Annotated in this window: 1 protein-coding gene; it reads left to right on the top strand. The window is 30.0% G+C overall.

Annotated elements, in window-relative coordinates; genetic code table 4:
- The first annotated feature begins 161 nt into the window (after positions 1-161).
- Positions 162-9368: a beta-N-acetylglucosaminidase domain-containing protein gene (locus ACXYRQ_RS04230; protein ID WP_458614910.1), complete on the top strand. Its 9207-nt coding sequence runs from the start codon at positions 162-164 to the stop codon at positions 9366-9368.
- Positions 9369-9606: the final 238 nt, after the last annotated feature.

Raw genomic sequence — 9606 nt, 5'->3', positions numbered from 1 at the left:
TATAAGAGAGTTAAATAATCAAATAAAAAATCCCACTTAAGTGGGAAATGCAGGAAAATATGAAATAAAAGCAATTTACCACAAAAAAGGATAAACAAAATTATTTTTATCCGTTTTTTTTTTTTTTTTTTTGGAAAATTTAATAAACTTATAATATGAAAATGAAAAAGAAAATAAAGACATTACTAGCAGCAGCTGGTTCTTTGGGACTTTTTGCTGCTATTAGTGCTACAGGTGCAAGTGATTCATCAGCAAAATCTGCTACTGAAACTCCTGCAAGCACCCCAACAAGCAATCCAGTAGTTGCGTTACCTGACTACAAAATCTATCCAGGTGTGCAACAAATCAATTATGGAGGAAATAATACATATTCATTAACTGATACAGTAAACATCGTTTATGATGATAGTGTATCAGAAGCTACAATTAAAAGATTTGAAGATCTTTTAAAATCAAAACATATTTCTAATATTACTCGTAGCAAAAATTTATTATTTGGTAAAACCAATATCTTAATTGGTATTAAAGGTGATTCGGATAATACTGTTGATAACTTATTAAATACAGTTGGTATTAGTTCAAGTGAGTTAAAAGATAGTTCTTCAGATAATGCTGCAGATTTATTTAGTCACAATGATGCATATTATCTAAGATCATCAAATAATTTTATTACTTTGTATGCTAAAGATGCTGATGCAGCATTTTATGGTGCTACTACTTTATGACATATCTTTAAACAAATTGATGGAAGCCAACTTCGTAATTTCACTATTAAAGACTGAGCTGATCGTGAAATACGTGGACTGTCACTTAGAAATACTTCATCGATTAGCACCCTTGCATCCAAATTAGATTTAATTAACTATGCTGGTTACTTAAAATACAACAGATATTACTACCAACCACAAACTGATTTAAAAACCACTACATTATGATCATCTTTATATACCCAAGATGAATTAAAAGATATTAAAACATTGATTAAAGCAACTTCAGATAATGGAATGAAATTTGTATATTTTATTAATCCATTTGTAGGTTCTGATAAAATCACAGCTGCAAATATGAATGATAAATTACCTCTTTTAAAAACTAAAATACAACAACTTTTAGATGTTGGTGTTAAAGATATAGTTATTGCAACACCACTTAGCAATGAACCATTTGCAGATGCAGTTTCAACTACTGGTACTTTAAATCAATCAGATTACACTACTATTGGAAATAAACAAAAAGCATTTTTAGATGATTTAGTTAAATGATGAAATGAACAAAGTAAAAGATATGATGACTTAGATGCAAAGATTGGATATCTTGATTATCGAAACCGTTCAAATCCAAAAAGTGGAAGTACATCCCTTAAAAGTTACTATGATCAATTCAATTCAAATGTACAATTATATATAGATTCTGGAACTGATTGACCAAATATCGATGGTTCTAATAACTTTACTGCAGGAAACAAAAAAATAATTTATATTCAAAACTGACATAAAGGTGAAAGTAGTTTAGATTATCTGATGTTAGGAATTAACCAATTCTGATTAAAAACCTTACAAGATATAAGTGATAATAATAATCCTGACAAAAGCAATTATAAGTTTGCTAAAATCGATGGAATTGCAATTGATCCAAACCAAATGGAAGGACCTTCAAAGGTAACTTTATTCGATTTTGCAGATTATGCATGAAAACGTTGAATAAATAATAAATTAACTGATTCAGACCCGTTAAGAATTGAACAAAGAACCCATCTTAATGCTTTAAATTTCGCAGTAGACCAAAGTTATAATGATCCACAATTAACAGATGCTTTATACAACATTTCAACTCACTTTTACAAATTATATTGAGACTTTAATCGAACCTGATTATCTAATGGAAATTTCAATTATAACTTCAAAGGATTTCCAGTTGAATCAACTGATATAAACTCTGCACCTAACTTTTATTTAGGTGGAATCGGCGATTCAATTCGTAGAGGAATCGATTCGGTTTCAAGAAGTGATATCAATGGATTAAGAGCAAAATTATCAAAACTAGTAGATGATATCAATTATGTATTTTTAGTAGCTGGTAAAAGTCAACTTGTTTTACAAACAAAACCATGATTGCAATCTTTATATGATTTAGCTAATGCGGGTATTATTGCTTTAGATGCCACAATTGCTTACAAAAATTCTGACTTTGTAGTATTTGGTAAATTAACCAAGGAAGCAAAAGTTGTTTACAATCGCTCACAAACATATAGTGCTATGATTAAGGGTGTTTTAAAAGCAATTCAAATAAGTGATTCAGATTTGAATAACTTTGTAAGTAATTTAACTGATTTTTTAACTAATTTACATAATAATGTTTTAGCAACAGTAGATAATTCAACATTAGGTGCAGTCCAAAAAACATTCTTTACCAACCTAGGTCGCGATGGTAGAGCCGACTGAGATCCAAGTCATTTAGAAGCAGATAATAGTGATTCAACATTTACTTTTGATATTAGTTCCGATGGAAAATACAAAAGAATGAAAAAGGGTGATTATTTTGGATACCAATTCAGTCGTCCAATTACCTTACATGATGTATATGTAAAGATGTGATATGAAAAATGACGTTTATTATCTAAATTAAAATTACAATATCAAACATCTGATGATCCAAATCAATGACAAGACTTACAAGAGAATAAAGGTGAAAAAAATATAGATATAACTAATTTAACAGTTTCTTCTAATAATCCACAGTCAGTTGCAGGTTCTGTAAGTGATCCAACTGCAACATGAGGGACAACCGAATTAGGTGAAAGCGGGATTGCAAATGTAACAGCAATTAGAATAGTTAATAATCAAGATGATTCAACTAGCGATAATATGCTTTCACTAGTAAGTTTTATTGTTAATAAAGATGAGACAGTTAATTATGCACAAGATTTAAATCCATCAATTTCATCAACTGATTCTAATTCAAAAATTACCCTTATACAAGCATCAGTAAATGTTAAAGATAAAAATTCAAAATATGCAACAAATGGGTTAGTGCTTCAATTTGCGAACAATACTAATTTATTATTTGATAATTCAAATGGTACAGCAAATGGAATTTATTTACAAACTCAGTCAAGTGGTTGAAGTATAAATCAAAGCATTGGATTTAAACTTCCTCAAAAAATGAATATTACTCAGCTATATTTATTCCAAACCTATCAAAATGCAGGTGATAGAATGAATGATTTTGTAGTTGAGTATCTAGATGGTGAACCAAATACTGGTGAGTGAAAACAATTTGGATTCGGGCACTTAAATGGTTCAGCGATTCAAACAGTATATGGAAATGCTACATTCCAATACTTTAGATTAGTTGTAAAAGGAACTCATGATCAAGGTAATCGTTGGACTATCGGTAATATCCAACTTGAATCATTAAGCAATGAAGCTGATTTAAAGTTATTTCCGACAACTGATTCAAATCTTGTTTTAGATTCAGCAATTACTAATAACAAATTATCTAACTTAACCGATTCAAACGATGCCACCCTTGCATCATTTAAACATAATACAACAGGTTCATCGTCTCAAACTACAATACAAGATAACGATTATTTTGTAATTAATTTCAACCGTCCAGCAAAAGTAGCAGAAGTAAAGATAAAACAAGATCCACAAGCAAAAGTATCTGATATTAAAATCCAAGGGCTTGTTAATAATGAAGTATTTGATATCCCATCTGATAGATATTCTACCACTAAGGATGCACAAACTGGGGAAGTAACTATTTCAATTAATGTTCATTCAACAACAACTTCTGGTTCTAGTAATCAAACTACTGCAAATTACAAAGAAGAATGAACAGGATTAAAAGTTATTGCTGAACATGTAGTTGCTACAGAACCAACAGCAGTTGCTGTTTCACAACAAGCAACTGATAGTGAACCATCAAGTCAGTCTCAACCACAACCAACACCAACAAACACATTAACACACTGAAACATTAAATCAGTAGATATTATCGAAAGACGTGTTAATATTTCTAAATACTTATTAAATCATAATGGTTCTTTATCAACAGGTTTCGATGGAAAAGAATTTGATTTATATAATAAAGAAGGAACACATAACACTCCTGTTACTGTTGATTTAAAACCAAATGATTCAGTAGGTATAGACTTTAATTCTGTTTATAAATTGACTAGTCTTTCTTGAACATTTAGTGTTGCTGATCAAACAAGCGTTAAAAATGTTGTTTCGTCCGAAGAAAGTAGTTCTGGTGGAGAACAAAATTTACCATCACCTGCTTCACCTGCTTCACCAACTTCTCAACCAAAACAAGCAGCAGATGAACAAGGTTCATCAACTGGTAATGATATTCAACTAAAAGATATTAAAGTTCAATATTCACTAGATGGTTTCCATTGAACTGATGTAGCAATTAATGCAGACAATACTGATGTATCTGTTGCTAAAAATGCAAGATTTGTTCGTATAATAAATACAGGAAGCAGTAATGTTAATTTATCATTTACTAATTTAAAAGCAAAAGTTACACCTGTGGTATATACAGTTAATGATGATGATCGTTTTGATACCACTGGATTAACACCAAAAGATTCAAAAGAGGCTGTGCCTGCAGTTGGAATTGATGATGCTCATAGTCCAGAAAAGATGATTGATCGTGATGCAACAACTTTCTATCAACCAAAGAACCCTAATTCACAAATTCTTTATCGAAATGAAAAAGGTTACTTTGATAATCTTGATTTAAGAATTATCACTGATACAAGTTATCCAGATGTTAGTGTATCTGCACAATATTTTGATACAAAAGATAACACATTAAAATATAAAAAACTAGGTGAATTATCTCGTAGTGATACATCATTTACCATTCCTCGTGATATATATGTTACTGGTATTCAGATTACATGAGGAAAAACTGTTCCTAAAATCACTGAGTTATTCGGATTCCATAATAAACAACTTAATGCAACTGATAAAACTCAATTAAGTGCTTTAATCGCAAAAGACCCTGATTACATAAGTCAATGAAGCAAAGAAGATCAAGACAGATACAATGAACTTAAAGCACAAGCAAAGCAAATTGTAAGCAAGGACTTTCTTGCTACCCAAGAACTGGTTGATACAGTATACTTTAGTATGCAAAATGTTATTAAATATGCAAAAGTTACTTTAACACCAGATCAAGTTGCTAGTGCTTCAGCGAATGTAATCAGTAATGCTGATAATCGATATACTGACCAATCATATGAACAATACCAAGATGCAGTGACAGCACTGCAAAATGCAGTTGCAGATCCTAATAGTCTTACTGAACCAACATATAATCAATTATTAGCAAATGTAAAAGCAGCACAAGATTCATTAAAACCATCAGTATTTGCTCGTGATTTAGTAAAAAGAGATCTTGAAACATTTGAAGATATCAAAGCACAATTAACCCATTACAATCCACAAGCATATGCTAAGTTAGCAGACTTTGTTGAAGCAAATAAAGATAAAGTTAATTCGCCTGATACCAAGGTGACTGACTTAATAGCAATTAACAAAGAGTTTCGTGCATTAATGGATTCTGTTAAATCACAATTATCAGAACGTGGTGCTAAATATCAAGATTTTATTAAAGAAGCAGACAAATTAACTGATATAGCATTAGGATACCATCAAAGTTATCCATCATTATATAATCAACTTAATAAAATAATTTCTGATCAAAGAAATATTGCTTCTAATCCGAATGCAGATTCAGCAACTATCGATGCTGCTAAAGCTACAATCGATGTAGCTATAGCACAAGTTCAAGCAAATATAGATAAACAAAATGCAGCAGTTGCTCAGTTACAAAAATCAAAAGTATCAAATGAAAATGGTGTGTATACTATCGATTCATATAGCACATATACATCAAAATACAATGCATTAGCTGATTTATATAAACAACGTGCTTTCACAAATGATGTTACTGATAAACAAATTACAGATGCACAAAAACAACTTGATGACGCAACAAATGTTTTAGCATTAACAAATTCTGATGTAGCAAAAGCAGAAGTAAAAAGTATGCTTGATAATTTATCAAGCATACCAGGTGTTGATCAAAGTCTTTTAAATGATTTGAAAACAAAAGCAAATAAAGCAAATATTTCAGATGATGAATTAAGATCATTATTATCTGATTTAAGAAGCGCAATTGTTGATCAGGATGAAAAATCATTAAATAATCTTAAACAACAAGCAAAAGATGCATTAGCAAATATCACTGATGCTGGTGTAAAAGCAGATTTAACTAAACAATTATCTGATGTGCAAAGTGTCTTGGATGTTCAAAAGTTAGTGCAAGCAATCACCGATGCACAAAATGCACAAATTGCTTTAGATGCACAAATTGTTAAAACAAAAGAAAAATTAACATCACAAGCGCAAGTTATTACTGATGCTACTACTAAAGAAGCATTTATTAAAAAAGTTAATGATGCAAATTCATTAGGTGTATTAAATGCATTAAGTAATGAATTAATATTAGATTTAGCACCAGTAGAAACTACCCCAGATGCTGCGACAAAAGCAAAAATTGATGAACTTAAAAAGTTAGCTGAATTTTTACCAACCCAAGAACAAAATGATTTTCTAACTCGTTTAAATTCATACGGGATAAAAGGAGTATCATTAAACCTTGATGCAATTGAAAATTCATTATTAGCAAATAATCCAAAACTAAAAGAAAAACTTGATGCACAAAGTAAATTAGATGCATATAACCAAACAGTAGATAAATTGAATAAATACATTTCATTGCTTCCACCAAAACTAGCAGCTGATTATCAAGAAAGATTAAATCCAGTTACTGATAAAGTCAAAGCATATGAAAACCTTTATAATTCATTTGTTCCAGAAGAAAAAGCAAACTTAGATGCATTAATTGAGCAACTTAAAACTAGAAGAGATGTTTTATTAGAACTTGCTCAATCATTACCACAAAGCAATCAAGCAGATATTATTTCATCATTAAAAGACATCAATGTATATGGTATGGATGATCAAGCAAATGCTAAGTTGGACGAAATTTATCAAAAAATGGTTACAATTCGTCCAAGTCTAACTGATACATATACAAAACTACAAGCACAAAATCAAACAAAGAAAAAGATTGATAAATTAACAGATGATTTAGTAACAATCTTTGATTTAAATCCGTTAAAAGATTCACCAGTGTTTGTAAATTACCAACAACTTGCAAAATTATATGCAAATGATGCTGATAAACTTGCTGGATTAAAAGATGAAATCTTAACTAAATTCTCTGATATTAAAACAGGATTCGATGATAGACAAGTAAGAAAAGCAAGAGCTAAATTTAATGATATGGTTTCAGGTTTAAATAACCAATTAAAATTAGCTGCAAAAGCCCAAGAAGAACTGCTTGATCCAAAATTCAAGCAACTTACAGACCTTAAAAAAGCAGTATTAGGTTCAAATGCACAACAATATATGGATGCAGTTGATGTAGATACACAAAAACCAAGATTATTAGATTTAATTAAGAGTCTTGATCAAAGCAATCAACAAGATTTGATAAATAAGGTTAATGCAGCAACTACAACTGAACAACTTGATGCTCTCAAAAAAGAAATTTTTACTTTAAAACCTGAACTTAAAGATATAGATGCAAAAGCAAGTTTTGATACTCTTAAGGATCAACTTGTAAAAATGATTGCTACCTTAGCACCTGATTTACAATTTAATTACTATAAACAACTTAATGAATTTAAAGATCCAAGTCGATTAGCAGATTTAAAAGCATTTAAAGACAAGTTGTTATTTGATAATGTTGATTTAGAAGTTACACAAGACAGCAAATTAATTTATGATGCAATTAGCAAATACCTGCAAAAAAATGACAGTCCAACTAATAAAGAAAACTTGGATAAATTAAATAAAATTTATTCAAATACTAACCCACAAGTTGATTATGTAAATAATTTATATAACGAACTTAGTCAAAACTCTCTTGTTAAAGCAAAAATAGCTCAAGAGCAAAAAGCTCAATCATACACCGATGCTTTAAATAACATCAATGATTTAATCAACATCCTTCCTGCTGATAAACAGGCAGATCTTAGAGCAATGCTTACTGATAGTAAATTACTAAAAGCAAAACAAACTGTAGCATTAGATAATTTAAAAAATAAATTAAAAGAAATTCCAGCAGTGCAAAAGTTATTAGAAGATCAAAGTTATCAAGCAAATCGTGCTGATTTAATGCATATTATTTCATTTATTGATGCTTCTAAGCAAGTTGAATATATATCACAAATGGATGCATTAGGACCAAATGCTACCCAACAACAATTTGATAGCCTTAAAGCAAAAATATATTCTGAAATTTCAGGATTACAAAAACAAGTTGCAGATAGTGATCAAGCAGCTAAAGCCGCAGCCGATGCTAAGAGTTTTGCTGAATTTAAGATTGCTCTCGATGCGCAAATCAGAAGTTTACCTAAAGCAAAACAAAGCAGTTACTTAGATGCATTAGCAGCATTAAATGCTAAATCAGATGCAAAACTTGCTGATTATCAAACACTTAAAGACAAATTATTAAACGAAAACGCTGATTTAAAAGCTTCTGTAGACCAACAACAAGCTAAAGACCAATATCAAGCAACCTTGAATAAACTTACATCATGAGTAAATGCATTAAAAGGTGATGATAAAATTGCAGCCAAATCCGAATTAGATAATCTTGATAACGATGCAAAATTATTAGTTTACACTGATGTTAAAGCAGATGTATTGAAAGTAGATCCTCAAGCCGAAACTAAGCTTTCAGAGCAAAAGGCACAAGAACAACAACTTGATAAGATTAAAAAACAAGAACAAACATTAGCAACCTGATTATCTGATCCAAGTATTTCAGATGTGCAAAGAAGTAAATATCAAGCCCAACTCGCTAAGGTATCAAGTAAAGATTACAATGTATTAGAATCAGATTTAAATGATGAATTAGATAATAGTAGTGTTGCTCAAGGAAAAATGACAGAAGCATTGAATAATGCTGTTAGTCAAGCACAAGAAGAAATTAACAAACTTCCTGATACAGATAACAAAAAAGCAGACTACCAAAACAGACTTAATACATTAAAATCAGGTTCATATAGTTTAGAAAAAATTGCTAACCTTGAAACACTTAAAAAAGAAGTTGAAACTGAAGTTTCTAGACAGCAAAATGTAAAACCAGAGCAAACAAAACCTCAACCTAAGAGCAATGGTGGAGTAATTGCAGGAGTTGTTATCGCTGTGTTAGCATCATTAGCAGCAATTTTAGGATTAATCTTCCATCTTAAACGTCGCAAGAACAAAAAATAAACATAAAAATCGCTTATAAAAGCGATTTTTTTATTAAAATATCAAAAATTATTAGTAATTAATAAATATTATGATAAGATAAATTAAGTATTGCAAATTTTATCTAAATTACATTATCAAAAAAAATATTTTGAAATATGAAATATTGTGATATAATAAATAACGAAGCATTTAGATGCTTTTAAAGTTCTTTGAAAACTAGATATAAAACATGACAGTCAATTTTTTCGAGAGTTTG

Source organism: Mycoplasma sp. 394, from assembly GCF_054353895.1.
The sequence above is the reverse complement of the archived record's forward strand: the minus strand, read 5'-3'. Positions and strand labels throughout refer to the sequence as shown.